Annotated in this window: 25 protein-coding genes and 1 riboswitch; of the genes, 8 read left to right on the top strand and 17 right to left on the bottom strand. The window is 68.5% G+C overall.

The features are described from left to right. The first annotated feature begins 75 nt into the window (after window positions 1-75). Complete coding sequence (locus BLU38_RS16045; protein WP_091526394.1) at window positions 76-1,845, top strand: bifunctional 3'-5' exonuclease/DNA polymerase; 1,770 nt, start codon at window positions 76-78, stop codon at window positions 1,843-1,845. Here BLU38_RS16045 and BLU38_RS16050 read toward each other — a convergent pair whose 3' ends face one another. Further along, on the bottom strand, window positions 1,846-2,493 hold the full coding sequence (locus tag BLU38_RS16050) for a response regulator (protein ID WP_091532563.1): 648 nt from the start codon (window positions 2,491-2,493) through the stop codon (window positions 1,846-1,848). Window positions 2,494-2,608: 115 nt separating this feature from the next. Beyond that, window positions 2,609-3,997 (bottom strand): sensor histidine kinase, encoded by a 1,389-nt coding sequence (locus BLU38_RS16055; protein ID WP_197679739.1) that lies wholly within the window; start codon window positions 3,995-3,997, stop codon window positions 2,609-2,611. Window positions 3,998-4,130: 133 nt separating this feature from the next. On the opposite strand from BLU38_RS16055, the gene BLU38_RS16060 reads away from it, so the two are divergent. Continuing rightward, on the top strand, window positions 4,131-4,391 hold the full coding sequence (locus BLU38_RS16060; protein WP_091526396.1) for a type II toxin-antitoxin system Phd/YefM family antitoxin: 261 nt from the start codon (window positions 4,131-4,133) through the stop codon (window positions 4,389-4,391). Beyond that, window positions 4,391-4,792: a type II toxin-antitoxin system VapC family toxin gene (locus tag BLU38_RS16065; RefSeq protein WP_091526398.1), complete on the top strand. Its 402-nt coding sequence runs from the start codon at window positions 4,391-4,393 to the stop codon at window positions 4,790-4,792. Before BLU38_RS16060 ends, BLU38_RS16065 begins: the two co-directional genes overlap by 1 nt. A 36-nt stretch (window positions 4,793-4,828) precedes the next feature. On the opposite strand, the gene ribH is transcribed toward BLU38_RS16065, so the two are convergent. From ribH to ribD, 4 genes are read right to left on the bottom strand one after another with little or no spacing between them, the layout of a single operon-like run. Further along, window positions 4,829-5,311, bottom strand: coding sequence for a 6,7-dimethyl-8-ribityllumazine synthase (gene ribH, locus BLU38_RS16070; protein ID WP_091526400.1), 483 nt, complete (start codon window positions 5,309-5,311; stop codon window positions 4,829-4,831). Further along, window positions 5,308-6,651, bottom strand: coding sequence for a bifunctional 3,4-dihydroxy-2-butanone-4-phosphate synthase/GTP cyclohydrolase II (locus tag BLU38_RS16075; RefSeq protein ID WP_091526402.1), 1,344 nt, complete (start codon window positions 6,649-6,651; stop codon window positions 5,308-5,310). The genes ribH and BLU38_RS16075 overlap by 4 nt, the downstream gene beginning before the upstream one ends. Further along, complete coding sequence (locus BLU38_RS16080; RefSeq protein WP_091526404.1) at window positions 6,648-7,274, bottom strand: riboflavin synthase; 627 nt, start codon at window positions 7,272-7,274, stop codon at window positions 6,648-6,650. The genes BLU38_RS16075 and BLU38_RS16080 overlap by 4 nt, the downstream gene beginning before the upstream one ends. Beyond that, window positions 7,274-8,404, bottom strand: coding sequence for a bifunctional diaminohydroxyphosphoribosylaminopyrimidine deaminase/5-amino-6-(5-phosphoribosylamino)uracil reductase RibD (gene ribD / locus BLU38_RS16085; RefSeq protein ID WP_091532567.1), 1,131 nt, complete (start codon window positions 8,402-8,404; stop codon window positions 7,274-7,276). The genes BLU38_RS16080 and ribD overlap by 1 nt, the downstream gene beginning before the upstream one ends. Before the next feature lie 152 nt (window positions 8,405-8,556). Then, window positions 8,557-8,686, bottom strand: a riboswitch (FMN riboswitch). Between the two features lie 136 nt (window positions 8,687-8,822). On the opposite strand from ribD, the gene BLU38_RS16090 reads away from it, so the two are divergent. Further along, the gene (locus BLU38_RS16090) at window positions 8,823-10,715 is read left to right on the top strand and encodes an ABC transporter ATP-binding protein (protein ID WP_091526406.1); all 1,893 of its coding nucleotides are present in this window, start codon (window positions 8,823-8,825) and stop codon (window positions 10,713-10,715) included. A 7-nt stretch (window positions 10,716-10,722) separates the two neighbouring features. Here BLU38_RS16090 and BLU38_RS16095 read toward each other — a convergent pair whose 3' ends face one another. The 8 genes from BLU38_RS16095 to BLU38_RS16130 all read right to left on the bottom strand — a co-directional run bounded on the left by BLU38_RS16095 (window position 10,723) and on the right by BLU38_RS16130 (window position 17,334). Beyond that, window positions 10,723-11,778, bottom strand: coding sequence for a signal peptidase I (locus BLU38_RS16095; RefSeq protein ID WP_091526408.1), 1,056 nt, complete (start codon window positions 11,776-11,778; stop codon window positions 10,723-10,725). Next, window positions 11,778-12,359, bottom strand: a complete 582-nt coding sequence (locus BLU38_RS16100) for a TasA family protein (protein WP_091526410.1) — start codon at window positions 12,357-12,359, stop codon at window positions 11,778-11,780. The genes BLU38_RS16095 and BLU38_RS16100 overlap by 1 nt, the downstream gene beginning before the upstream one ends. Then, window positions 12,352-13,089 carry a hypothetical protein gene (locus BLU38_RS16105; protein WP_091526412.1) on the bottom strand — a complete coding sequence of 246 codons (738 nt, stop codon included), beginning with the start codon at window positions 13,087-13,089 and terminating at the stop codon, window positions 12,352-12,354. The genes BLU38_RS16100 and BLU38_RS16105 overlap by 8 nt, the downstream gene beginning before the upstream one ends. After that, window positions 13,089-13,655, bottom strand: coding sequence for a signal peptidase I (locus BLU38_RS16110; protein ID WP_197679740.1), 567 nt, complete (start codon window positions 13,653-13,655; stop codon window positions 13,089-13,091). Before BLU38_RS16110 ends, BLU38_RS16105 begins: the two co-directional genes overlap by 1 nt. A 22-nt stretch (window positions 13,656-13,677) precedes the next feature. Beyond that, complete coding sequence (locus tag BLU38_RS16115) at window positions 13,678-14,202, bottom strand: alternate-type signal peptide domain-containing protein (RefSeq protein WP_091526414.1); 525 nt, start codon at window positions 14,200-14,202, stop codon at window positions 13,678-13,680. Window positions 14,203-14,308: 106 nt separating this feature from the next. Beyond that, window positions 14,309-15,889: a sensor histidine kinase gene (locus BLU38_RS16120; RefSeq protein ID WP_091532571.1), complete on the bottom strand. Its 1,581-nt coding sequence runs from the start codon at window positions 15,887-15,889 to the stop codon at window positions 14,309-14,311. Between the two features lie 19 nt (window positions 15,890-15,908). Next, window positions 15,909-16,634, bottom strand: coding sequence for a response regulator transcription factor (locus BLU38_RS16125; RefSeq protein WP_172836161.1), 726 nt, complete (start codon window positions 16,632-16,634; stop codon window positions 15,909-15,911). A gap of 109 nt (window positions 16,635-16,743) precedes the next feature. Further along, window positions 16,744-17,334 carry a DoxX family protein gene (locus BLU38_RS16130; RefSeq protein WP_091526418.1) on the bottom strand — a complete coding sequence of 197 codons (591 nt, stop codon included), beginning with the start codon at window positions 17,332-17,334 and terminating at the stop codon, window positions 16,744-16,746. 318 nt (window positions 17,335-17,652) lie between these two features. On the opposite strand from BLU38_RS16130, the gene dnaK reads away from it, so the two are divergent. The 4 genes from dnaK to BLU38_RS16150 are packed head-to-tail and all read left to right on the top strand — an operon-like array spanning window position 17,653 to window position 21,961. After that, the gene (gene dnaK / locus BLU38_RS16135) at window positions 17,653-19,551 is read left to right on the top strand and encodes a molecular chaperone DnaK (RefSeq protein ID WP_091526420.1); all 1,899 of its coding nucleotides are present in this window, start codon (window positions 17,653-17,655) and stop codon (window positions 19,549-19,551) included. Continuing rightward, window positions 19,548-20,291, top strand: a complete 744-nt coding sequence (gene grpE / locus BLU38_RS16140; protein WP_172836162.1) for a nucleotide exchange factor GrpE — start codon at window positions 19,548-19,550, stop codon at window positions 20,289-20,291. The genes dnaK and grpE overlap by 4 nt, the downstream gene beginning before the upstream one ends. Window positions 20,292-20,327: 36 nt before the next feature. Further along, window positions 20,328-21,521 (top strand): molecular chaperone DnaJ, encoded by a 1,194-nt coding sequence (gene dnaJ, locus BLU38_RS16145; RefSeq protein WP_091526423.1) that lies wholly within the window; start codon window positions 20,328-20,330, stop codon window positions 21,519-21,521. Beyond that, entirely contained in the window at window positions 21,521-21,961 is a 441-nt protein-coding gene (locus BLU38_RS16150) for a heat shock protein transcriptional repressor HspR (RefSeq protein ID WP_091526425.1), read from the top strand. Before dnaJ ends, BLU38_RS16150 begins: the two co-directional genes overlap by 1 nt. Before the next feature lie 105 nt (window positions 21,962-22,066). Here BLU38_RS16150 and BLU38_RS16155 read toward each other — a convergent pair whose 3' ends face one another. Genes BLU38_RS16155 through BLU38_RS16165 form a run of 3 tightly spaced genes read right to left on the bottom strand, consistent with a single transcriptional unit; the run spans window position 22,067 to window position 25,057 of the window. Further along, on the bottom strand, window positions 22,067-23,368 hold the full coding sequence (locus BLU38_RS16155; protein WP_091526427.1) for an MFS transporter: 1,302 nt from the start codon (window positions 23,366-23,368) through the stop codon (window positions 22,067-22,069). A gap of 2 nt (window positions 23,369-23,370) precedes the next feature. Further along, entirely contained in the window at window positions 23,371-24,105 is a 735-nt protein-coding gene (locus tag BLU38_RS16160; protein ID WP_091526429.1) for a cyclase family protein, read from the bottom strand. Next, window positions 24,098-25,057 carry an amidohydrolase family protein gene (locus BLU38_RS16165; RefSeq protein ID WP_091526431.1) on the bottom strand — a complete coding sequence of 320 codons (960 nt, stop codon included), beginning with the start codon at window positions 25,055-25,057 and terminating at the stop codon, window positions 24,098-24,100. Before BLU38_RS16165 ends, BLU38_RS16160 begins: the two co-directional genes overlap by 8 nt.

Genomic DNA, 25,057 nt, shown 5'->3' on the forward strand with positions numbered 1-25,057 from the left:
TGTCGGGGCTCACATCCTGACAGCCGGCCGACGATCGGCCGCGTTGCCGTCGGTGCCGAGGCCTAAGGTGCTGTCGTGGATGTTGCGGTGGGCTACGACGGCAGCGGTCTGGTCGCTGCGGCGTTGGGCGACGACCTGCAGCCGCAACAACTGCACCGATCGGATCGGGTCGAGGATCTGGTCACGTCCTTCGGCGCCGGCGTCCGGTTGGTCTGGGCCGACACCGGCGACCTCTACCCGCAGCTGCTGGCCGCAGGGGTCCGGGTCGAGCGATGCCATGACCTGCGGTTGTGCCACGCGATCCTTGCCGACCACGACGAAATGCTCGCCGCGGATCAGCAATGGCGCCAACGGCACCCGCTGCCGGATCAGGAGCCGACGCTGCTCGATGATCAACTCACCGAGGACCGGATCGAGTTCACCGAGGTGGTCGCCGAGTACCGTCGGCAGCGTGCAGCGGTGGATCCGTTGCCGGCAGACTCCGATCACGGCCCCAATGATCACGGCCCCAATGATCACGGCCCCGACGATCAGGGCCACGTCGATCAGGCCGAGCGGATCCGGCGGGCGAAGCTGCGGCTGTTGCTGTCGGCGGAGTCGGCGGGCGCACTGATCGCGGCCGAGATGGCCTTCCACGGACTGCCCTGGGACCGCGACGTCCATGATCGGCAACTCACCGAGCTGCTCGGGCCCCGACCGCGTTACGGCGGGCGGCCGCAGAAGATGCAGCAGGCAGTCGACCAGCTGACCGCGGCGCTGGAGGTGGGAGCGTTCAATCCGGACTCGCCGGTGGAGCTGCTGCAGGCCCTGCATCGGGCCGGGATCGACGTCACCAGCACCCGCAAATGGGAGCTGGAGCAGATCGACCATCCGGCGATCGAGCCGCTGCTGCGGTTCAAGAAGATGTCCCGGCTGCTGTCGGCCAACGGGTGGTTGTGGCTCGACGCCTGGGTGAAGGACGGACGATTCCGGCCCGACTACGTTGTCGGGGGTGTGGTCACCGGACGATGGGCCACCAGCGGCGGTGGAGCACTGCAACTGCCCAAGCAACTGCGCGCGGCGGCGCAGGCCGATCCCGGCTGGAAGCTGGTGGTCGCCGATGCTTCCCAGCTGGAGCCGCGGGTGCTCGCCGCGATGGCCCGCGATGATCGGTTGGCGACCGCGGCCCGCGGCAACGACCTCTATCAGGGCCTGGTCGACGCCGGGGTGGTGGACACCCGCCCGCATGCCAAGGTCGCCATGCTCGGAGCCCTGTACGGCGCCACCACCGGGCAGAGCGGACAACTGATGCCGCGGTTGATCAGTGCCTACCCGCGGGCCACCGGTCTGGTCGAGGACGCCGCCCGGGCCGGCGAACGCGGCGAGGTCGTCAGCACCTTCCTGGGCCGCCGGTCACCGCTGCCGTCGGAATCCTGGCGTGAGCTCCAGCACTTCGCCGGCAGCGGTGACGCGTCGGCCGAGGACGTCCGCCGGTCCCGGCAACAGGCCCGCGACTGGGGCCGGTTCACCCGGAATTTCGTCGTTCAGGGAACGGCAGCGGAGTGGGCGCTGTGTTGGATGGCCGGGCTGCGTCAGCGGCTTGTCGATCTTGATCCGGCTGCCGGTGACAGCGGCCCCGGTGATCATGGACGGCTCGATCACTCGCGAATTGATCATGATCGGGCACACCTGGTCTACTTCCTGCACGACGAGGTGATCGTGCACAGTCCTGCCGGCTGCGCCGATCGCGTCGCGGAGCTGATCAAGGAATCGGCCGCCGCAGCCGGACGGTTGCTGTTCGGGGACAGCGGTGTCGAGTTCGCCCTCGACCTCGACATCGTCGACAACTACGGACAGGTCTCCTGATCAGCGGGCCTTCAACCAGGCCAGCACCGCCAGCACCCGGCGATTGTCCGAGCCGATGTCGGGCAAGTTGATCTTGGCGAAGATGTTCGACACGTGCTTCTCCACGGCGCCACCGGTGACCACCAGTTTCTCCGCGATCGCGGAGTTGCTGCGCCCCTCGGCCATTAGGGCGAGCACCTCCCGTTCCCTGGGCGTCAGGTTGGCCAGCGGATCGGCCGCCCGGCGAGCGACCAACAACTGGGCCACCACCTCCGGGTCGAGCACGGTGCCACCCTCGGAGATGGTCCGCAGCGCATCACCCAGCGTGTCCAAGGACGTGACCCGGTCCTTGAGCAGATAGCCGGTCCCGCCACGACCGTCGGAGAGCAGCACGTCGGCGTAGGACAGTTCGATGTAGGCCGAGAGCATCAGCACGCCGAGTTGCGGATTCTGGGCGCGGGCCTCGACCGCAGCTCGCAACCCGTCGTCGGTGTTCGACGGCGGCATCCGGATGTCCACCACCGCAACCTCGGGCCGGTGCTTGGCCGCTGCCTCCACCAGACTCGGAGCGTCGCCGACGGCGTCCACCACCTCACAGTCCAGCTCGGCCAACAGCCGGATCAGACCTTCCCTGAGCAATACCGAATCGTCGGCCACCAGCACGCGCATGCCGGACAGTCTGTCGTATCCGAGGTCGATCTCGACAGCGGCATCCGGCAACACCGGGATCGTGCTGGTCATCGCCGCCGCTCCGTGCTGTCGGCATGATCATCGGGGATCGTGATCATGAGTTGCTGCTCTGCAGCGGAATGGTGGCGGTCAGGTGCGTCGGACCGCCGGGGGGAGAGGACACGGTCAGCGTTCCGTCGACCCCGCTGAGACGTTCTGCCAGGCCGGCCAGGCCGTGACCCTTGGCCAGCGAGGCGCCGCCGACGCCGTCGTCGCTGATCGTCATCACCACGATTGCGCCGACCTGCCGCAACTCGACGCCGCAGTTCTTGGCCCTGCTGTGCTTGGCCATGTTGGTCAGTGCCTCGGCGGTGACGAAGTAGGCGGCATTCTGCGCGGCATCGCTGAGTGGGACGTCCTCGACGTCGACGGTGGTGGGCACCCCGGAGCGAGCCGCCAGGGCGGTGATGGCTGCTCGAAGCCCCTGATCGGACAGGATCGGCGGCGCGATGCCGCGGGACAGGGTACGGATCTCGGCCAGCGCTTCCTGGGACTGTTCGAAGGCTTCGCGGAGCATCGTCCGGGCTTCGTCGGGATTGGTCCCGACCCGGCGTTCGGCGGCACTGATGTCCATCCCGAGCCGGACCAGCCGTTGTTGCGGACCGTCGTGCAGATCGCGTTCGAGCTTGCGTAGGGTGTGCGCCTCGGCCTCGCCGGCCGCGGCTCGGCTGGTGGCCAGGTGGCTGACCTGCTGGCGCAGCGCGCTCGCCTCGTCGTCCAGCAGGCCGCGGGCGATGCCGGCCTGCAGCAGCACCAGGCCGCGCAGCACGAAGGGGGCGGTGATCAGGAACAGTGCACCGATCGCGGTGTTCAGCGCGACGTCGGCGATCCGGCCGGGGAAGCCGAGCAGGTAGGCCAAGCCGGAGCCGTCACCCTGGTCGGGCAGCCAGACGCTCCACAGCCCGTACAGGATGCCGCCCGGGCCGGCGAAGAACCAGACCGCGCCGATCGGGAAACAGGCGGTGGCGATGATGAAGTTGATCAGGACGTGCAGCAACTCCCGCCAGGACTGGGCGTGCCCGAGCCGACGCAGCCGGCTGCGTAGCCCACGGGTCTTCGGCGGGTAGATGGTCTGGGTGATCGAGATCCCGACCAGCCCGAGCATCCGACGGTGGTAGCGGGCGAATCCACCGGCAACGCTGAGGCAGAGTGTCAGGACGGCCAGACCGACGATGATCGGCGAGGTCCCGACGCCGACGGCGAACAGCGGGATGCAGACGATGAAGGCGGCCAGCGAGATGAAGAAGCTGCCGACCAGGAAGCCGAAGTCGGCGCAGGTCCGCCGGATCACCTGGCCGACACCGCGTCGCGCCGGCCGACCGCTCGGGCCGTCGCCGGGCTGCTCCTCGGGCGAACCCTGGGAGTAGGTCCGGTCCAGCGCATTCATTGCCGCGGCGCCCCGTTTCCCGAGTTCGTCCAGCGCGCTGCGTTCTTTGGCCACCATGGCATCAAGCTTCCCCGATCGGGGCGGATTGCGGTATCGGGGCGACCCGCGAGTCTGCACGGGGGATAACCCCACCGCTGACCCAGGCGGGTCGACCGTCGGGAATCGGCTACGCCGGTGCTACGGTTGTAGCATGACCGAGATCGCGGCCAGGGAGCTGCGCAACCACACCGCCGATGTGCTTCGCCGAGTCGAATCCGGCGAGCTCGTGACGATCACGTCCCGTGGTCGTCCCGTCGCGGAGTTGAGGCCGGTGCACACACTCAGCCGCCGTCCGATCGATCGTGCAGAGCTTGCGGGCCGCCTGACGCGGAAGCAGGCGGATTCCGGACTGCGTCGGGACCTGGCGGCATTGGCGGGCGACACCACTGATGATCTCGATCCGATCCGTTGATGACACGGGCGCCGAGGGGCCTGCTCGACACGAGCGTTTTCATCGCTGCAGAATCGGGTCGCTCGCTGAAGGTCGAGCTGTTGCCTGACGAGAGCGTTGTCTGTCCGGTGACGATCGCCGAGCTGCAGGCCGGCGTGTTGATCACGACCGATGTCACCACCCGCGCTCGACGGCTGGCGACTCTCGAGTCCACCGCCGACATCGAGATACTCGTCATCGATGGCCAGGTAGCCGCCGAGTGGGCGCGGATGCGCGTCTATCTGGCCGAGAAGAACCGGCGGGTCAACGTCAACGACCTCTGGATCGCGGCAACCGCCGTCGCCCATGGACTCCCCGTCGTCACCCAGGACGACGACTTCGCTCCGCTCGACGACGCCGGTCTGGAGATCATCCGCGTCTGAAGCCGTGCGAGTGCCGATCGTTCCCGGGCGCGGCCTTCAGGACTTCGCGCCGACGGCGCGGATCGACAATGCCAACTCGATCGCTGCCGAGGCGGCTTCGAAGCCCTTGTCCTCTTTCGAGTCGGGTAGCCCGGCGCGGGCCAGCGCCTGATCCTCGGTGTCGCAGGTCAGCAGGCCGAAGCCGATCGGAGTCCGGGTGTCGACCGTCAGCCGGGCGAGCTGATCGGTAGCGCCCCGGCAGACGTAGTCGAAGTGCGGTGTGTCGCCGCGGATCACCACACCGAGCGCGACCACGGCGTCGAAGCCGCGGTCGATGGCGGCAGCGGCGCCGAGTGGCAGCTCGAACGAGCCGGGGACGCGGATCAGCTCCGGCGGCGCGGTGTTGTTGGCCTCGCACGCGCGCTGGGCGCCGGCGATCAGCCCGTCCATCACGGTGTCGTGCCACTGCGAGGCGACGATCGCGACCCGGAGTCCGGCGGCGTCGACAGCGGTCGGGGTTGGTGCTCCGGTACGGCTCATGATGCGGCTCCTCGATGATGGTGCGGTTGATGGGTGTCCAGGTCGGCCAGCCGGTGTCCCATCCGGTCCCGTTTGGTCCGCAGGTAGTTGATGTTGTCCGGTCCGGCGAAGGTGCCGGTCGCGATCAGCTCGGTCACGTCGATGCCGCCGCGTTCCAGCCCTCGTTGTTTGGCGGGGTTGTTGGTGATCAGCCGAACGGCGCTGACACCGAGGTCGCGCAGGATCTGGGCGGCGTCGTCGTAGCTGCGCGCGTCGGCCGGCAACCCGAGATCGAGGTTGGCGTCGACGGTGTCCCGACCGGATTCCTGCAGCTGATAGGCCTGCAGCTTGGGTGCCAGTCCGATCCCGCGACCCTCCTGACCGCGCAGGTAGACCAGCACCCCACCCTGCTCGGCGATGGTGGCCAGGGCGTCGGTGAGCTGCGGACCGCAGTCGCAACGCAACGAACCGAAGGCGTCGCCGGTCAGGCATTCCGAATGCACCCGGGTGAGCACCGGGGTGTCCACATCCACTGTGCCGCCGACGAGTGCGACGTGCTCGGCGCCGGTGATCAGCGAGCGATAGGCATGGGCGGTGAAGATCCCGTATGCGGTGGGCAGGTTGGTGACGGCCACCGGCTCGATCAGCCGTTCGTGCCGCCACCGGTAGCCGGCCAGCTGCTCGATGCTGATCATGGTCAACCGATGCTGCTCGGCGAAGGTGGTCAGCTGCCGGCCGCGGGTCATGGTGCCGTCGTCGTTGACCAGTTCGGCGATCACCCCGACCGGCGGCTGGCCGGCGAGCCGGGCCAGGTCGACTGCGGCCTCGGTGTGCCCACGCCGTTCCAGGACGCCCCGGGGGCGTGCCCGCAGCGGGAAGACATGACCGGGCCGGGTCAGATCTGTGGTCGTGGTGCCCGGATCGGTGAGTGCTCGTACGGTCCGGGACCGGTCGGCGGCCGAGATGCCGGTGCTGACCTCGGTCGCAGCGTCGACACTGATCGCGTACGCCGTACCCTTCGGGTCGGCGTTGTCGGCAACCATCGCGGGCAACGCGAGCCGATCAAGATCCTCGCCGAGCATCGGTACGCACACCACGCCGGAGCTGTGCCTGATCATGAACGCCATCAACTCCGTCGTGCTGTGTGCGCCGGCGAAGATCAGATCGCCCTCGTCCTCCCGATCATGATCATCGACGACCACCACCGGTCGTCCGGCGGCCACCTCGGCGATCACCCGCTCGACGGCCGCGTCGTCGGCCGCGGGCCCCGAGCCTGTCGAAGGGCCGCGAGGTGAGGTTGGCTGCCCAGCTGCAGATGGCGTCGCGGCGACAAGCTCAGGACCCTTCGGTGGGGTGATCATGCTCGACTCCCGATCTTCGCCGTCGTGAGCCGCTCGACGTACTTGGCGATCACGTCGACCTCGAGGTTGACCGTGGTGCCGGGAGTGGCCGCGCCGAGCGTGGTCCGGGCCAGCGTCTCGGGGATCAGGGCGACGCTGAAGCTGGCGGGGTCGTCGGTGACGGCGGTGACGGTCAGCGACGTGCCGTCCACCGCGATCGATCCCTTCTCGGCGACGTAGCGGGCAAGATCATCGGGCAGGGCGATGGTCACCACCTCCCAGCGTTCGCCGGGCTGCCGTTCGATGATCGTCCCGGTGCCGTCGACGTGGCCCTGCACGATGTGCCCGTCCAGCCTGCCGTCGGCCGGCATCGCGCGTTCCAGATTGACCGGGGCGCCCGGGGTGAGAGTGCCGAGGCTGCTGCGGGACAACGTTTCGGCCATCACGTCGGCGGTGAAGCTGTGCGACGACGCTGCGGTTTCGTGGTGCTCGACGAGGGTGAGGCAGACGCCGTTCACCGCGATCGATGCGCCGAGTGCGACATCGCCGATCGGGAGGGCGGTCCGGATCCGAAGCCGGGCCGAGTCGGTCAGTCGGACCAGCTCTTCGACCTGGCCGAGGTCCTCGATGATGCCGGTGAACATCAGTGATCTCCTTCGTGGTGTGGGCTGTGCGGGTGTTGGGGGTCGGGCGTCGGGGCGGCAGTCCGGAGCCGGGTGGTGATCCGGGCGCAGCGTTCCGTGCCGGTGCCGATCGAGGTGATGTCGGTGATCTCGCCCCGTAGCGCGTCATCGATCCTCCAGATGCCGAGGTCGCCGACGGCGGCCGGTCCGGCGCCGAGCAGCACCGGCGCGATGTAGCTGATCAGCTCGTCGACCAGCCCGGCCTCCAGGAAGGTTGCCGCGACCCCTGGGCCGCCCTCGATCAGCACCGAGGAGACGCCGCGTTCCCGCAGCGTTCGCAGCGCAACGGGCGCGGACCGGGTCCGCAGCAGGGCGGTCTCCGCCGAATCGTCCAGCACCGCCGCGTCGGCGGGGATCTCGGTGGTGCCGAAGACGACGCGCAGCGGTTGATCGGGCTGCTGATCGGCGCTGTCGGGAACGGTGCGAGCGGTCAGCCGGGGATTGTCGGCGAGAACGGTGCCGGTGCCGGCCAGCACCGCATCGGACCGGGCTCGTAGCAGGTGCCCGTCGGCACGGGCAGCGGTCGAGGTGATCCACTGGCTGCTGCCGTCGGCTGCTGCGACCCGACCGTCCAGGGTGCTGGCGATCTTGAGCCGCACCCAGGGGCGGCGGTGCTGCTGGGCGAAGGTCCAGTCGGAGTTGATCATGATCGCCCGATCGGCGCCGACGTTGCCGATCACCGTCACGCCGGCGGCGCGGAGCCGGGCGGCACCGCCTGCGGCGAGCGGATTCGGGTCCGGCTGGGCGAAGATCACCCGGGCGATCCCGGCCTCGATCAGCGCGTCGGCGCAGGGCCCGGTCCGTCCCTGGTGGGCGCACGGTTCGAGGGTGACCACAGCGGTGCCACCGCGTGCTGCCGGACCGGCGACGGCGAGCGCCGCGACTTCGGCGTGCGGGGTGCCGGCGCCACGGTGATGTCCCTGTCCGACCACGGCGCCGGTGGCGTCCAGGATGACGCAGCCGACGCGCGGATTGCCGCCACGGCGGTGGAACGCGCCGGTCGCGGCCAGATCCAGCGCGCGCTGCATCGCACTGCCCTCGGCAGTACGGACCGTCGCCGGCCCGGGTTGTGGGTGAAGCTCCTCGATCATCATGTCCCTCGGCTCGCGCGAGCTCCGGGGTGTGAGAGGACGATGTCGCCGCCGGGCGATCAGGCTCCGGGTCCGGTGGCCGCAGCCGGCGGCTGCCGACGCCCGGACCGTACCGGTGACCCTTCGATCAGCCGTCGGTCGACATCGAATCTCCGCGTGCGCTTCCCATCCGGACTTTCACCGTCGGTCCAGGAGTTTCACCTGGTCAACCGCTCACTGGTTGTGAACGGGTCGCGGACTGTCACCGCCGGCTCGGAGTTTCACCGACCCCAGAGCACGCAGATTGTTCTTGTCTCGAGTCTGACACGGCCTGTCAAGCCCGGCTGACGCCGTCTCGCCTGGTGTCGGACCGGCAACGATTCGCCCTACAGCGAACGCCGTTGACTTCATCCACACTTGAACTTCTAGATTTCCGGTCATGAGCATGGAAGTCACGGCGTGGAATTCGCTGTACAACGCGATGCACGCCCAGTCCGATCGCCGGCCCTTCTCCCGCCGCACGCTGCGCCGGATCGTGGCCTTCGCCCGTCCGCATCGGGCCGACCTGGTGTGGTTCCTGGTGCTCAGCGTCGCGGTCGCCGTGCTCGGCGTCGTCACGCCGCTGCTGGCCGGCCGGGTGGTGAACGCGATCATCGGGCAGCGCCCGTTCGCCGAGGTGTTGCGGCTGGCACTGATCATCGCGCTGGTCGCTGTCGGCGTGGCCGCCTTCGGGATGGTCACCCGCTGGCTCTCCGCGCGGATCGGCGAGGGGTTGATCCTCGACCTGCGGCGTGAGGTGTTCGATCACGTCCAGCGGATGCCGATCGCGTTCTTCACCCGGACTCGGACCGGGGCCCTGGTCAGCCGGCTGAACAACGATGTGATCGGCGCCCAACGCGCGTTCAGCCAGACACTGTCCGGGGTGGTCACCAATATCGTGGCGCTGATCCTGACGCTGGTCGTGATGCTGTCGTTGTCGATCCCGATCACCCTGCTGGCACTGGTGCTGTTGCCGATCTTCGTCATCCCGGCCCGCCGGCTCGGCGGCCGACTCGCCCGGCTCGAGCGGGAGGGCGCCAACCACAACTCGGTGATGAGCACCCAGATGACCGAACGGTTCTCCGCCCCCGGCGCGACGCTGGTCAAGCTGTTCGCCCGACCCGAACGCGAGTCCTCGGCCTTTGCCGATCGGGCCGGCCGGGTCCGCGACATCGGGGTCCGGACCGCGATGGTGCAGATGACCTTCGTGACCGCACTGACGCTGGTCTCGGCGCTGGCCCTTGCCCTGGTCTACGGCCTCGGCGGATTCCTGTCCCTGCAGGGAACCCTCGACGCGGGCACGGTCGTCTCGCTGGCCCTGCTGCTGACCCAGTTGTACGCACCGTTGACGGCGCTGGCCAGTGCCCGGGTCGAGGTGATGAGTGCGCTGGTCAGCTTCGAGCGGGTCTTCGAGGTGCTGGACCTGAAACCGTTGATCACCGAGAAGCCCGATGCCGTCACCGTCCCCGACGGGCCGGTGTCGGTCGAGTTCGACGCCGTGCACTTCGGCTACCCGTCGGCGGACAAGGTGTCGTTGGCGTCGCTGGAAGAGGTGGCGACGCTGGACACCCGCGGTGGTGAGGAGGTGCTGCACGGTCTGGATCTGCGGATCGAGCCGGGCCAGTTGGTGGCACTGGTCGGATCGTCGGGCGCAGGCAAGTCGACGACCGCCCAGCTGTTGCCGCGGCTGTACGACGTGGACAGCGGCGCCGTCCGACTGGCCGGAGTGGACGTCCGGGATCTGACCGCGGAATCGCTACGACAGACGGTCGGAATGGTCACCCAGGACGGTCACCTGTTCCACGCCAGCATCCGGGAGAATCTCCTGCTGGCCGACGAATCGGCATCCGATGATCAACTGTGGCAGGCACTGCGCAGGGCTCGGCTGGAGCGGCTGATCAACGATCTTCCCGATGGCCTGGACACCATCGTCGGAGAGCGCGGCTACCGGCTGTCCGGTGGTGAGCGGCAGCGTCTCACGATCGCCCGGCTGTTGCTGGCCGAGCCGCAGGTGGTGATCTTGGACGAGGCCACCGCCCACCTCGACGCGACGTCCGAGGCCGCCGTCCAGGCCGCATTGGCCGACGCCCTGCGGGGCCGGACCTCACTGGTGATCGCACACCGCCTGTCCACGATCCATGCCGCCGATCAGATCATCGTGTTGGAGGAGGGCCGAGCGGTCGAACGCGGCACCCACACCGAACTGTTGGCGGCCGGTGGGCGTTACGCCGACCTGTACCGGGTGCAGTTCGCCAGCGGGCCACCGGACGACGAACCGGTCGTCGTGGCCTGACCGCCGGTCAACTGCACAGGCTGACCACCGCCACCGTGTAGGTGCGTTTGGTCGATGCGACGGAGCTCCAGGTGACGGAGCCGAAGTCGCGATTCACCGTCACCCAGGCCGTTCCGCCGTTGATCAGGGTGACGACGGTGTAGCTGGTCGCGGTGGTGGTCAGCGTCGAGGCGCCGGCATTGCCGTAGTGCAACGTGTAACTGGTCGCCCCGGACACCGCGGTCCAGTTGAAGGTGACGGAGGCGACGCCGAGCGCGCCACAGCTGAACGACGTGGTCGGCACGGTGTAGCCGACGATGCTGCTGCCCGAGATCGGGACCCGGTCGGTGAAGGTCGCCCAGCTCGGTGTCGGGGACAGTGCTGCCGCGCCGCCGACCAGCAGTGATCCGAACGCGGCTCGGATCCGCCGAGCGCGCCGGGGCCGGTCGGGACGCTGATCAGGAGTGTCGCCGGCCTCGGCGGCGATGGCGTCGGCCCGGTCCGACGCCTCGTCGTCACGTCCGACGGCTCGGTGGTCATGATCATCATCATCGTCGCGGTCGTCGGCGGGGCGGCGACGGAGGACCAGTGCCAGCATCGCCGCCGCATAGCCGGCGAGCACGAAGACGCCGGGGGGTCGCGACAGCCAACTGATCACGTAACCCATCGCCGGCACCGCGAACCAGACCTTGTCGACGGTTGCGACCCGATAGGGGTCGCGGTCCGGCGCCGAGTTGGCGTCACCACGCAGTCGCAGCAGGGTGCGATCGCCGTCGGGTCGAGTGCTGATCACACGATGGGTGACTCGGGTGTCGTCGGTGGTCACCGACACGATGTCGCCGACCCGGACCGCGTCGGCCGGCACCCGATGCGCCAGCGCCAGGCTCCCCGCGGTGATCGTCGGCGCCATCGATCCGGAACGGAAGATCAGCGGACGGACGGCGAACAGCACGGCGGCCAGCGTGAGCAGCAGCGAGCAGGCACCGAGAACGGCGACCACCCAGAGCGCGACGTCGCCGATGGTGATCAAGGTCCGGCCGGCTACTCGCCGGGTGGCCGGCTCGGTCGGCGCTGTGGCGGTCATCAGATCACCTGGCTGGCTTCGAAGCTGAGGGTGACGTTGCTGGTCAGACCCTGCAACGACGAGCTCGCCGTGCTGGGCAGCGTCGCCTGGATGCAGACGGTCTCGGAGGAGCCGGCGGACAGCGAACGCTGATCGGATTTGGTGCCGACCAGGTTGCCACCGAAGGCCGTGCCGGAGTTGGGCAGTGTCGTTCCCGAGCAGGTCTTGGCATTGCCCGAGCCGTCGGTCGACGTGGCGCCGGTCACCTTGGTGGTCAACGCACTGCCGAGGTTGCTGCTGGCGGTCGAGGTCGCGTAGTAGGTGAGCGGGACGGTGCCGGCATTGCGGACCGTCAGCACCGCTGCCGTCGAGTTGCCGGGCACCATGTTGCTGATCGACAACGAGGTGTAGCTCGGCAGGGAGTCCGATCCGTTGACCTTCAGATCGAGGGTTCCGGTGGTGATCGTCGTACCGCTGACCGGCACCGAGTCGGTCCAGTAGGCGAACGTCCCGGCAACGCCGAGACAGCCGACCGCGCCGAGGGCGAGGGCGGCCCGGAGGCGTACCCAGCGGGGGCGATGCCAGCGGTGTCGCTCAGTCATCGTGGTGCTCCCTGCTCCGACGTCGTGGGCGCTGCAGGAGGGCGACGCCGGCACCGACCGCGGCGGCGCCGATCAGCACCACGGCGGCACGGGCGTCGAGACCGGTGCCGGCCAGATCACCGGGCCCGGGTGCCGCCGACGCGGTCGGTGCTCCGGAGTGATCACCGGTCGGCGGGGCCGCCGTTGGTGGTTGCGTCGGTGGTCCGGTTGTCGGTCCGGCTGGTGGTGGGTGGCCGTCATCGATCAGCTGGCTGAGTGTGACCCGCAACCGGAGGTCGGCTCGGCGTTCCTGGCTGACGTTGCCCGCGGCGGCGTCGAAGGAAGCCGTGATCCAGAGTTGCGTCGTCGCGCCGGCGGGCAGTCGCCCGGTGATCCGACGGGCCGAACCGTCGGGTGCCAGCGTGACCCAGTCGCTGCCCGAGGCCCGCGCTCGCAGGTGCAGACCGTGCCGCAGGAATTGATCATGATCGAGCGGATCGACCGCTACCCGGAGAGTCCCTGCTGTTGTCGCCGCGTTGCGGATCCACAGTGTGGTCGTCTCGACATCGCCCGGAACCCAGCGGGCGTCGGGATCGAAGAGCGGCCGGTCGAGATCCGATTGCCAGTGCCGCGCGTCGGAGCTGACCTGGACCTCGTCCTGGGACACGGCTGAGGCGGGCGTCAGAGCAGAGACGGCGACGATGATCATGGCACCCAAGGACAGCCACCAGCCGGGCTTGTGGCCGGACATCAGGTGACATCCTGTCCTGTTCGCGCCGCCGGCTCCTGCTGGCGCCGTGCTCGCCGCCGGTCCCGAACGGCCGAGCCGAACATGTAGCCGGCGTAGCCGAGCAGTACCACCGCGGCCAGGTAGGTCAGATAGCGGTGTTGCTGCCCGGTGAGCAGCCGAGCGGGATAGCCGAGGTAGGGGATCGCGTACCAGAGGGTGCCTTTGACCTGCACCGGCTGCACCCAGCCGGCGTCGACGGTGTCGTTGGCGTCGCCCTTGGTCCGCAGCAGCACCTGGTGTCGACTGTTCACGCCTTGCGCGACCACCCGATGGGTGGCGACGGTCGGGTCGCCGGAGCGCAGCTGGTAGGTGATCACCGTTCCGACGCCGATCGATGTCACCGGCGTCGGCCGGATGACGGCCAGCGTCCCGGGCGGCAACGAGGGCCGCATCGAGCCGGTCATGATCGTGTACGGCGTCGCCCCGCCGATCCGCGGGATCAGCACCGCCAGGGCGAGGATCGCGCAGCAACCGAAGATGATCATCCAGAGCAGGATGCGTCCTGCCCAGCCCAGTGCCGGCTTCACGGCGTTGCAGCCCGTTCACCGATCAGGGGTGGGCCTGGGTGGCGGTGACGGTGATGTTGTCCAGCACGGCCGACAGGTCCATCGTGGTGTTGTCCGAGGCAGGCAGGAAGTTGACGGCGACGTTCACCCCCAACGTCTGCCCGTCGTTGGCTTCGGTGAAGGTGGTCGCCGCGGTCCCGTTCAAGGTGATCCCGCTGACCGTCACCTCCAGTGCGTCGGCCAGATCGCCACTGACATTGGCCGCCGACGCCTCGACCGTGCCCTCCATGTGATCGCCCTCGGCGTCGAGGGTGAAGGTGCAGGTCTCGGTCACGGTGTCGCCCGGCACCAGCAACGAGGTCGCCGGGTCGAACGGATCGCCACCGTCCAGGGTCCAGGCCGAACATCCGGGATTGGTGTCGTCGGTCAGCAGTTGCAGGTGACCGGAGTTCACCGTGCCGCCGTCCACGTTTGCGCTGTCGGTCCAATAGGCGAGCGAGCCGGCTCCACCTACCAGCAGTACCGCCGCGGCCGCCGCCGCGATCGCACCCTTTGCAGTCTTCCTCATCTGACCCTCACCACATCGTGCGGATCCCCGAGCGTGGTTCCGACCATAAAGGATCAAGAGAGACGAAAGCCAGGGTTATGAACAACCGTTTCAGAATTGTCGCGGTTCAGTCCGTACCGGTGCTCGGGAGATCGCGGACCTCCAGCGGCAGGTTGATCACGAACCGGGTGTCGCCGGGAACACTCCGGACGCCGACCGTCCCGTGGTGCGCCTCGACCACGGCGGCGACGATGGCCAGACCGAGCCCGGTGCTGCCGGTGCTGCCGTCACCGGCACGGGCACGGCTGCTGTCGGCCCGGGTGAAGCGTTCGAAGACCTGGCCCTGGATCTGCGGCGCGATGCCCGGTCCATCGTCAGCAACGGTGATCACCGCGGTCGGGCCGTCGACCCGCAGCCCGACCCGTACGGTGGTGCCGGCCGGTGTGTGCGTCCGGGCGTTGGCCAGCAGGTTGAGGACGGCCTGGTGGAGCCGGTAGCGATCTCCGGTCGCAACCACCGGCCGATCGGGCAGCGTGCTGCCGTCAAGATCAAGAACCCATTGATGATCACGTCCGGCGACCCGGGCGTCGCTGACCGCGTTGATCAACAACTCGGTCAGATCGACCGGTCCGACCTCGATCCCGGGGCCGGAGTCCAATCGGGCCAGTAGCAGCAGATCCTCAACCAGGCGGGACATCCGGGTCGCCTCGGACTCGACCCGACCCAGTGCGAAGGCGGTGTCGGTGGGAAGTTGATCACGGCCCCGTCGGGTGAGTTCAGCATAGCCGCGGATCGAGGCCAGCGGATTGCGCAGCTCGTGGGAGGCGTCGGCGATGAAACGCTTGAGCTTGGTCTCGCTGGCCTGCCGAGCGGCGAGGGCGCCGTCGACGTTGTCGAGCATGTGGTTCAGCGCCTGGCCGACCCGGCCGACCTCCGAGGCCGGATCGGAATCGGCCGGCGGCACCCGCATCGCCAACGCCACCTCGCCGCGGTCCAGTTGCAGCTGGGAGACCTGCTGGGCGGTCGTCGCCACCCTGTTCAGCGGCCGCAGGCTACGCCGGACGACCATGCCGACCGCAACCGTTGCGGCCAGGATTGCCAACAGGGACAGCGGAATCGCGACCTGGATGATCTTCCTCAGCACCGAGTTGACGTCGGAGAGCGAGAGCCCGACGACCAGGGTGGCTTGCACGGCGCTGGTGCCGGTCGGGTCCTGCGCGGTGACGGTTCGGGCGGTGACCCGATAGCTGCCCAGCCCGTCCAGATGGACGGTCCGATAGGAGTCGTCGGGTTGCATCGTGGACAGCACGTCGATGGCGGGATCGTTCAACGAGGTGCGTCGCAGGACCGCCTGGGACTTGGGCTTCTCCAGCATGCCGGACTCGACCGCGTCCCCGTCGACGTACAACGCGTACAGGGTGCCCTGCGGCTGGCCCGGCTGGACCAGTCGATCGGTGGTGGCGCCGGGGCCCCGCAGCCGACCGAACACGTCGCCGAACTGTCCGTCGACGTTGTGCAGCAGGAGTTGTTGGGTGGCGAGCAGGCTGGCCCCGCTGAGCAGGATGGCGATCGCCGCGACGATCGCGACCACGCGGAGCAGCAGCTGCCGGCCGAGGGTGCCCCGTCCGAACGCGCCATGGCCGGGCTCACGGGCGGCGGTCGGTGCCGGGACGCCGGACGCCGTCGGCTGCGGGACGTTCTCGGTCACGGTGTGCCCTGTTGAGTCGTCAGTCCGCGGCCGGTCGGAGGACGTAGCCGGCACCGCGCATGGTGTGGATCATCGGCGATCGATTGGCGTCGATCTTCTTGCGCAGGTAGGAGATGTAGAGCTCCACCACATTGGCCTGGCCGCCGAAGTCGTAGTTCCAGACCCGGTCCAGGATCTGTGCCTTGGACAGCACCCGGCGCGGGTTGCGCATCAGATAGCGCAGCAACTCGAACTCGGTGGCGGTCAGGTGGATCTCCTCGCCGGCCCGGTACACCTCGTGGGAGTCCTCGTTCAGGGTCAGGTCGCCGACCACCAGCGAAGAATCGTCCCGGGCAGCACCGGCGCCGGTCCGGCGGAGCAGCCCGCGCAACCGGGCGATCAGCTCCTCCAGGCTGAACGGCTTGGTGACGTAGTCGTCGCCGCCGGCGGTCAGGCCGCCGATCCGGTCCTCGACGGCGTCCTTGGCGGTCAGGAAGATCACCGGTACGTCGGCGTCCTCGGTCCGGATCCGACGCATCACCTCCAGGCCGTCGAAGTCGGGCAACATCATGTCCAGCACGATCACGTCGGGTCGGATCGCCCGAGCGGCCCGGACCGCCTCGGTGCCGGAACCGGCAGTGGTGACCTGCCAGCCCTCGTACCGCATGGCCATCGACAGCAACTCGGTCAGGCTCCGTTCGTCGTCGACCGCGAGCACCCGGATCGGGGTGCCGTCCGGTCTGGTGAGCGGTGCTGCCTGTGCCATCGATGACCCCTCTGCCTCTGTTAGCGCCATACCGGCAACGATCCCAGGGATCTCTGCGTGCCGACTTGGCGTCGACTATGAGTTCGCTGTGAGTGCGGCCGGGCGCGGGCTACAGGCCGACGGCCCCCGAGCTGCTCCCACCAGAGCTGCCGACACCGGACCTGCCCACACCGGACCTGCTGGCGCCGGTCGGCCCGGTCGTGCGGCCGGTGTCGCCGGAAGCGGCGGGGGTCGGGGCGTCGGCCTCGTCCTCGTCGGGCTTGCGCCGGCGGAAGAGTCGGTCGATGCCGATCCGACCGCTGCCGTGGACGACCAGCAGCAGGGCCAGCAGCGCGATCACCACGCTGTACTCGTAGCCACCCTGCCAGGTCACCGTCTCGCCGCTGACCTTGTTGACGTAGAAGGTCTTGTACCAGCTGGTGTAGAGCACGATCAGGACCTGTTCGGCCACGATCGCCGCAGCCACGAGCGGCGTCAGTGCGCCGACGATCAGGAAGATCCCGCCGACGATCTCCAGCAGCGTGCCACCCCAGGCGGCATAGGTCGCAAACGGTGTGGCGAACTGCTTGAGGTAGGCGATCTGGCTCTCGATGCCCTGGTCCTGCCAGCGGCGGATGCCGTGCATGATCAGCACCCAGCCGAGACCGACCCGGGCGAGCAGTAGCGCGAGGTCACGGACAACCTGCAGAAAACGAGCCATCGAAACTCCTGGACGACCGAAGGGGAAGTACCCCTGACATTAGGCGACAGACCGCACTCGACCCCGGAAGTGACGCTCAGCGTGCCGTCGTCGGCGCCGGTACCCCTTCCCGCACCGGGTGGGGGACCAGGGGAGGCCCTGATCCGGGGGTTGAGCGAATCGGGCTCAACCCCGTGTTGAACTTGAACTCGACGTCCGGCATAGTTGAGTGCAGGTTGCTCAAGGACGAAGTTGAGCGGAATACACTCAAGGCTGAACGGGTTGTACGAGATGCAATCCCGAACAGACATCGCAAAGCACATCGGAGGAAACACAACTATGGCTCGTGCAGTCGGTATCGACCTGGGCACGACCAACTCGGTCGTTGCCGTTCTCGAAGGTGGAGAGCCCACCGTCATCCCGAACGCCGAAGGGTCCCGTACGACCCCGTCGGTGGTCGCGTTCGCCAAGGGCGGCGAGGTCTTGGTCGGCGAGGTCGCCAAGCGCCAGGCCGTCACCAACGTCGAGCGGACGATCCGCTCCGTCAAGCGCCACATGGGCACCGACTGGAAGGTGGACATCGATGGCAAGGACTACCGGCCGCAGCAGATCAGCGCCTTCGTCCTGCAGAAGCTGAAGCGGGACGCCGAGGCCTACCTGGGTGAGGACGTCACCAACGCGGTGATCACCGTCCCGGCCTACTTCTCCGATGCCGAGCGGCAGGCCACCAAGGAAGCCGGCGAGATCGCCGGACTGACCGTCGACCGGATCATCAACGAGCCGACCGCGGCCGCACTGGCCTACGGCCTGGACAAGGGTGAGACCGACCAGACCATCCTGGTCTTCGACCTCGGTGGTGGCACCTTCGACGTGTCCCTGCTGGAGATCGGTGACGGCGTCTTCGAGGTGAAGGCCACCAAGGGCGACAACCGGCTCGGTGGCGACGACTGGGACTCCCGGATCGTCGACTGGCTGGTCACCCAGTTCAAGAACAAGAACGGCACCGACCTGTCTGCGGACAAGATCGCCAAGCAGCGGCTGCAGGAAGCCGCCGAGAAGGCCAAGATCGAGCTGTCCTCGGCCAGCGAGACCCAGATCAACCTGCCCTACATCACCCTCGGTGAGTCCGGCCCGTTGCACCTGGAGGAGAAGCTCACCCGCTCGGAGTTCCAGCGGCTGACCTCCGACCTGCTCGACCGCACCCGGGCACCGTTCAACGCGGTGATCGAGGACGCCAAGATCAGCGTCGGGCAGATCGACCACGTCATCCTGGTCGGTGGTTCGACCCGGATGCCGGCCGTTGTTGATCTTGTCAAGGAGCTGACCGGCGGCAAGGAGCCCAACAAGGGCGTCAACCCCGACGAGGTCGTCGCTCTCGGCGCCAGCCTGCAGGCCGGTGTGCTGAAGGGCGAGGTCAAGGACGTGCTGCTGCTGGACGTCACCCCGCTGAGCCTCGGCATCGAGACCAAGGGCGGTGTGATGACCAAGATCATCGAGCGGAACACCACCATCCCGACCAAGCGCTCGGAGGTGTTCACCACCGCCGACGACAACCAGCCGTCGGTGATGATCCAGGTCTTCCAGGGCGAGCGTGACTTCGCCCGGGACAACAAGCCGCTGGCCAACTTCGAGCTGACCGGGCTGCCGCCGGCACCACGCGGTGTCCCGCAGGTCGAGGTGTCCTTCGACATCGACGCCAACGGCATCGTGCACGTCAACGCCAAGGATCTCGCCACCGGCAAGGAGAACTCGATCGTCGTCTCCGGCGGTTCGGCTCTCGGCAAGGACGAGATCAACGACATGGTCAAGCAGGCCGAGGCACACGCCGAGGAGGACAAGAAGCGGCGTGAGGCCGTCGAGCTCCGCAACGAGGCCGACAACCTGGTCTTCCGGACCGAGAAGCTGCTCAGCGAGAACGCCGACAAGATCACCGACGAGACCAAGAAGCCGGTGGAAGAGGCGCTCGCCGAGGTCAAGACCGCTCTCGAGGGCGAGGACAACGACGCCGTCAAGGCTGCCGTGGAGAAGCTGAACACCACCAGCGCCACGCTCGGCCAGGCGATGTACGCCGCCGCCCAGCAGGAGCAGTCCGCTGCTGCTGCCGACGGTGAGCCGACCACCGACGGTGCCAGCACCGACGGGGCGGCTGCCGACGACGATGTCGTCGACGCCGAGATCGTCGACGAGGAGAAGACCGACAAGTCCGACGACCCGTCGACTGCGGGTGAGGCGAAGTGACCCAGGGCGACCCTGAAGACACCAGCGGCCGCCCCACCGTGCGCGACAAGCGTCGGATCGACCCGCAGACCTACGAGTTGCGCGAGCCCGAAGCGACCACGGCCGAGCCGGATGCTCAGCCGCAGCAGGCCGAGGGTGCCGACACCGGCACTCCGGCCGACGCTGCGGCCGGGCCCGGTGAGGCTGCCGCGTCGGCCGAGCTCGAGCAGGTCAAGGGGCAACTGGCCGATCGGACCGCGGACCTGCAACGGGTCCAGGCCGAATACGTCAACTACAAGCGCCGGGTCGACCGGGACCGTGATCTGTCCCGCCGGGCCGGTGTCGAGCAGGTGCTCACCGAACTGATGCCGGTGCTCGACGGGCTGCAGACCGCCCGTGAACACGAGGAGCTCAGCGGTGGCTTCAAGGCCTTCGCCGACGAGGTCACCAAGATCGCCACGAAGTACGGCTTGGAGAGTTTCGGTGAGGCCGGTGACCCGTTTGATCCCCGGATCCATGAGGCGTTGATGCATGCGCAGGGCGAAGGGCTGACCGGTCCGACCTGCGTGACCATCCTGCAGCCGGGTTATCGGATCGGGGATCGGATCCTGCGCCCGGCGCGAGTTGCGGTCGCCGAGCCGGACGAAGCGGCGGCCGGCGACCAGCAGGCCGCGGCGGACGGTGTCAGCGATCAGCCCGCACCCGATCAAGGGGCGGCCGATCAGACAGGCGATCAAGGTGCTGCCGGCTCGCAGCAGTGAGCATGATCAACAACAGGTTCAGGAGGGGAGGCGTCGATGAGTACGAAGGACTGGCTCGAGAAGGACTACTACAAGGTCCTGGGCGTCTCCTCCTCTGCCAAGCCTGAGGAGATCAAGAAGGCCTATCGGAAGTTGGCCCGGGAGAACCATCCCGACGCCAACCCCGGTAACGCCGAGGCGGAGAAGCGCTTCAAGGAGGTCTCCGAGGCCAACGACGTACTGTCCGATCAGTCCAAGCGCAAGGAGTACGACGACGCGCGCAAGCTGTTCGGTGGCGGTGGCTTCCGATTCCCGCGCGGCGGCAACACCGCCGGTGCCGGGTCGATGGACGATCTCTTCCGCAATGCCTCCGGCGGTGGCGGGGAGAGCTTCTCCGATCTCTTCGGCGGACTGTTCAACGGAGCCGGCCGCAGCTCACGGACGACCTCGTCGAACGGTCGCGGCCCCCGCCGCGGCACCGACATCGAGGGCGAGGTCACGATCGACTTCGTGCAATCGGTGAACGGTGTCACGGTGCCGATCCAGATGGTCTCCGACGCCGCGTGCTCTGCTTGCCACGGAACCGGCGCGAAGGCCGGCACCGTACCGCGGGTCTGCCCGACCTGTCAGGGCAGCGGGATGCAGACCTCGACCTCCGGCGGCGTGTTCGCCGTCACCGAGCCCTGCACCGACTGCCGTGGGCGCGGGATGATCGTCGACGATCCGTGCCCGGTCTGCCACGGGTCCGGACGAGGCAAGTCGACCAAGAACATGCAGGTCCGGATCCCGGCCGGCGTCACCGACGCCCAACGGATCCGGCTGAAGGGCAAGGGCGGCGCCGGCGAGAACGGCGGCGCGGCCGGTGACCTGTATGTCGTGGTGCACGTCCGCCCGCATCCGGTGTTCGGCCGCAAGGGCGACAACCTGACGCTGACCGCACCGGTCACCTTCAACGAGGCAGCGCTCGGTGCCGAGATCGAGGTGCCGACGCTGGACGGCCCGGCCGTCCGGATCAAGATCGCCGCCGGTACGCCGAACGGCCGGACGCTGCGTGTTCGCGGTAAGGGCGTCGCGCGCCGCGACGGCAGCCGCGGAGATCTGCTGGTCACGGTCGAAGTGGTCGTTCCCGAGCAGTTGAGTGAACAGGCTCGGGAGGCGCTCGGCAGCTACGCCGCGGCGGCCGGGACGACCGATCCGCGGCAGGCGCTCTTCGCCAAGGCGCGGAGCGCCAGCGGTGCGGGGGCCGGCTGATGGTCGGCGTACCGCTGCCGCAGCCGATCGACAACGATGCGCCGTTGTTCGTGATCTCGGTTGCGGCCCAGTTGGCCGGGATGCATCCGCAGACGCTGCGGACCTACGACCGGATGGGACTGGTGTCGCCCCGCCGCACCCGCGGCCGCGGGCGGCGCTATTCCCGCCGTGACGTGGCCCGGCTGCGGCTGATCCAGCGGCTCAGCCAGGACGAGGGCATCAACCTCGAAGGCATCCGCCGGATCATGGCCATGGAGAACGAGATCGAGCAACTCCGTCGGCAGGTCAACGAGCTGTCCGACCTGCTGGCGGCCAGCCGCGCCGCGCCGCCGTCGTCCCGGGTCTTCACCGCTGACCCCGGCGGCGACGTGCACCTCGGCCGCTCGGCCCGTCCCGGCTGGGCGCTGGCACCCCGGGCCCTTCCCGGCCCGCCGCGCTGATCCCACCGCCTACCTACCCTTCGCACCAGTTCCGTAGCTTCGCACCAGGTACACCCGGTGCGAAGGTACGGAACCGGTGCGAAGGTGTTGTGGGGGTGGGCCTGTTCAGCGGATGTCGGCGGATGCCGGCTCCACCTCAGGTGCTCGGGGTCTGCCGATCGTGCCGACGATCACGCCAGCGATGATCACGGCCAGCCCGAACGCGACGGCCGATATCGCCAGACTCCCGGTGCGGTCCTTCAGCGCTCCGCCGAGATAGGGGCCCAGAGCGCCACCCAGGTTGCCGATCCCGTTGATCATCCCGAACCCGACACCAATCGCGGCAGCCGGGACGCGTTGCGCCGCCAGCGACCAGAACGGGCCGAAGAAGGACAGTTGGCAGGCCGTTGCGACACAGAGCGCCAGCACGATCAGCACCGGTTGCTCGCCGGTGATCAACGGCGACGCCGCCAGCACGATGCCGCCGAGCGCCAACGGCACCATCACGCGGAGCGCATGGCGACGATCCCTGTCGGCGCCCCGTCCGTTGAACCAGATCGCGATCGCCGCTGCGATCGGCGGCAGTGCCGAGACCAGTCCGATGGTCAGGTCGCCTGTGAAGGTCTGCTTGAGCAGCGTCGGCAGCCAGAGTTGCAGGCCGTAGAAGCCCAACCACAGCAGCAGCGAGCCGGCGGCCAGCCGCCAGACGATCGGGGTCCGCAGGGCCAGCCCGCCGCTCGATTGCGTCGGCGGTGGTGGATCGGCGGCTCGTTGTGCGGCGATTTCCGCACGCTCGACAGCAGGGAGCCACCGTGCGGAATCGGGGGAGTCGGCGGCGATCCATGCCCAGAGGGTCACCCCGATCAGCAGTCCGGCGATGCCCTCGATCCAGAACATCTCCCGCCAACCGCCGGTGGTCAGGATCAGACCCGACAACGGACCGGCGATGATCACCGCGATCGGGTTGTGCATGATGAACAAGGAGAAGGCGCGTCCGCGCTCCGCTGCCGGGAACCATCGGCTGATCAACACCATCATCGCCGGTTGGACCGCGCCCTCGACCACGCCGAGTCCGAACCGGATCGCCAGCAGTTGGCCGTAGTTCTGGACGAATCCGGTCGCCGTTGCCAGCAGGCCCCAGCAGATCAGCAGAATGATCACCAGCCGCTTGGCACTCCAGCGTTGCGCCAGCCAACCTCCGGGCACCTGCAGGAACAGGTAGCCGATGAAGAAGATGCCGGCGGCGAAGCCGGCCTGGCCGCCGGTCAGCTGGAGGTCCGTGGTCAACGACGGAAGGGCGAATCCGATGTTCACCCGATCGATGTAGGCGATGATGTAGATGGTCAGGATCACCGGGATCAACCGGGTCCAGCGACGTCCCAGGCCGGTGCGCCGCCCGGTCCCGGCCGGCGTGGTCGAGCCGTCCATGATCAGCGACCTGCCTGTGGCTGTACGTCGAAGGCGAATGCCCGGATCGGCGAGCCGTCGGAATGGGCGAAGCGGAGCGGCACGGCGAAGAACAGGCAGCGATCGAGGCTGATCGCGCCGAGCCCGGCGAGATACTCGATCTGCGGGATGCCGTTGTGCAGCAGCAATCGGTGGCAGGGCCAGTCGTCGTCCAGCTCGGCCGGCTGCCAGTCCGTGTCGTACGGCGCCCGGATGCCTCGATCCTGCGGGAAGTCGAAACCGACGGCAGCGATCTTCGCTGTGGCCAGCCACCGGACGGCCTCGGCTGTCATCCAGGGTGCCCGGGTCCAGTACTCCGCGGAGGTCGTCGGGTGCCGATCCTCGTGTCTGCTGCGGATGATCACGATGTCGCCCGGCGTGATCTCCGGGGCCGCGGCTCGTAGTGCTGCTTCGCTGATCGGCTGATCGGCGCCGAGCCCGGAGACGTCGACGATCACCGCCGGCCCCCAGAGTTGTTCGAGGTGATCGGGTCCCAGTGGGATGCCGTCCGGGTCGACGTGCCAGGGTGCGTCGACATGGGTGAAGGCATGGGCGCCCATCGTGAACCTGGTCGAGTGGAACGCGCAGCCCGCCGTCTGCTGCTCGGTGTAGTCGATGGTCGGCGCGAACCGCCAGTGCGGCTCGATCGGCATCGAGAGATCGATCGCAGGAGTGCCCTTCTGCAGCAGGAAAGCGGGGCTGGTGATCTGCTCAGGCATCGATCATCCTCCGGAGGAATTCGTTGGTGCGCTGGGCGACGGCGGGATCCAGCCGGTAGAGCCGGATCGCGTTGTCGATGAACGCGGCTCGTTGCTCGTCCGGTGACCAGGACTCGGTGATGGTCAGGAAGCCGTCGTAGATCTCCCGATAGCTCGCCACCAGACTGTCCACCGGGAAGTTGCTGGCGAACAGGATCCGTTGTGTACCGAAGATCTCGGCCACTGTGTCGACGATCAACCGGTTGTCGGAGACGGTCCATCGACGGCCCGGCAGGCCGATCCCGGAGATCTTGATCGCGACCTGATCGGCGGCCGCGATCCGCCGCAATGCTGCTGCCCAGCCGGACAGTGCTTCGGGGCTGCGGTCGGCGGGCAGTCCGGCGTGATTGATCATGATCGGGATCTCCGGATGCGACCGGGTCAGTGCGAGTGCCTCGTCCAGGTGCCACCAGGCCGTCTGCAGCTCGAAGCCCAGCCCGTGGGCCGCCAGTCGGGCATAGCCGCGTTGCCATTGTGGGTCCGACATCAGCGTCGGCCGCGCGGTCGCCAGTTCCGGAATCGGAGCCTGGCCGGGCTTGTTCCGGATCGCCCGGACCAGATCGGTCTCGGCGCGCAACGCGGCCAGCGTCCGGTCGACATCGGGGTCGGCCAGCACAGCGTGCGCCACGGCCGCATCGGGCAGGCCGTAGCGGGTCCGGGTGCCGAGCAGGTCGCGGATCTCCCCGACCGGATCGCCCCGGTCCCATTCGGTCTCCATCCAGACCGATCCGACCAGTCGGAGGTCGCCGGCGTCGCGGAGCAGGTCCGGCGGCAGGTAGTCCCGCTTGATCGCGGAGTAGTCGCCGTACCGGAAGTCGATCCGCGATTCCGGCCGCAGCCAGGGGATCCGTCCGTTGCCGGGACGCCAGAAGTGCTGATGGGCGTCGACGATCGGCCCGCTGTACCGCGCCAT

Source organism: Microlunatus soli (genome assembly GCF_900105385.1).
In the GTDB taxonomy this organism is placed as follows: Bacteria; Actinomycetota; Actinomycetes; order Propionibacteriales; family Propionibacteriaceae; genus Microlunatus; species Microlunatus soli.

Coding starts and splice junctions, on each gene's coding strand:
- BLU38_RS16050 (WP_091532563.1), bottom strand. CDS start 2,493: ATGCGCGTGCTGGTGGCCGACGATTCGGTATTGCTCAGGGAAGGTCTG.
- BLU38_RS16055 (WP_197679739.1), bottom strand. CDS start 3,997: ATGGTGGCCAAAGAACGCAGCGCGCTGGACGAACTCGGGAAACGGGGC.
- BLU38_RS16060 (WP_091526396.1), top strand. CDS start 4,131: ATGACCGAGATCGCGGCCAGGGAGCTGCGCAACCACACCGCCGATGTG.
- BLU38_RS16065 (WP_091526398.1), top strand. CDS start 4,391: ATGACACGGGCGCCGAGGGGCCTGCTCGACACGAGCGTTTTCATCGCT.
- ribH (WP_091526400.1), bottom strand. CDS start 5,311: ATGAGCCGTACCGGAGCACCAACCCCGACCGCTGTCGACGCCGCCGGA.
- BLU38_RS16075 (WP_091526402.1), bottom strand. CDS start 6,651: ATGATCACCCCACCGAAGGGTCCTGAGCTTGTCGCCGCGACGCCATCT.
- BLU38_RS16080 (WP_091526404.1), bottom strand. CDS start 7,274: ATGTTCACCGGCATCATCGAGGACCTCGGCCAGGTCGAAGAGCTGGTC.
- ribD (WP_091532567.1), bottom strand. CDS start 8,404: ATGATCGAGGAGCTTCACCCACAACCCGGGCCGGCGACGGTCCGTACT.
- BLU38_RS16090 (WP_091526406.1), top strand. CDS start 8,823: ATGAGCATGGAAGTCACGGCGTGGAATTCGCTGTACAACGCGATGCAC.
- BLU38_RS16095 (WP_091526408.1), bottom strand. CDS start 11,778: ATGACCGCCACAGCGCCGACCGAGCCGGCCACCCGGCGAGTAGCCGGC.
- BLU38_RS16100 (WP_091526410.1), bottom strand. CDS start 12,359: ATGACTGAGCGACACCGCTGGCATCGCCCCCGCTGGGTACGCCTCCGG.
- BLU38_RS16105 (WP_091526412.1), bottom strand. CDS start 13,089: ATGTCCGGCCACAAGCCCGGCTGGTGGCTGTCCTTGGGTGCCATGATC.
- BLU38_RS16115 (WP_091526414.1), bottom strand. CDS start 14,202: ATGAGGAAGACTGCAAAGGGTGCGATCGCGGCGGCGGCCGCGGCGGTA.
- BLU38_RS16125 (WP_172836161.1), bottom strand. CDS start 16,634: ATGGCACAGGCAGCACCGCTCACCAGACCGGACGGCACCCCGATCCGG.
- BLU38_RS16130 (WP_091526418.1), bottom strand. CDS start 17,334: ATGGCTCGTTTTCTGCAGGTTGTCCGTGACCTCGCGCTACTGCTCGCC.
- dnaK (WP_091526420.1), top strand. CDS start 17,653: ATGGCTCGTGCAGTCGGTATCGACCTGGGCACGACCAACTCGGTCGTT.
- dnaJ (WP_091526423.1), top strand. CDS start 20,328: ATGAGTACGAAGGACTGGCTCGAGAAGGACTACTACAAGGTCCTGGGC.
- BLU38_RS16150 (WP_091526425.1), top strand. CDS start 21,521: ATGGTCGGCGTACCGCTGCCGCAGCCGATCGACAACGATGCGCCGTTG.
- BLU38_RS16155 (WP_091526427.1), bottom strand. CDS start 23,368: ATGGACGGCTCGACCACGCCGGCCGGGACCGGGCGGCGCACCGGCCTG.
- BLU38_RS16160 (WP_091526429.1), bottom strand. CDS start 24,105: ATGCCTGAGCAGATCACCAGCCCCGCTTTCCTGCTGCAGAAGGGCACT.
- BLU38_RS16165 (WP_091526431.1), bottom strand. CDS start 25,057: ATGGCGCGGTACAGCGGGCCGATCGTCGACGCCCATCAGCACTTCTGG.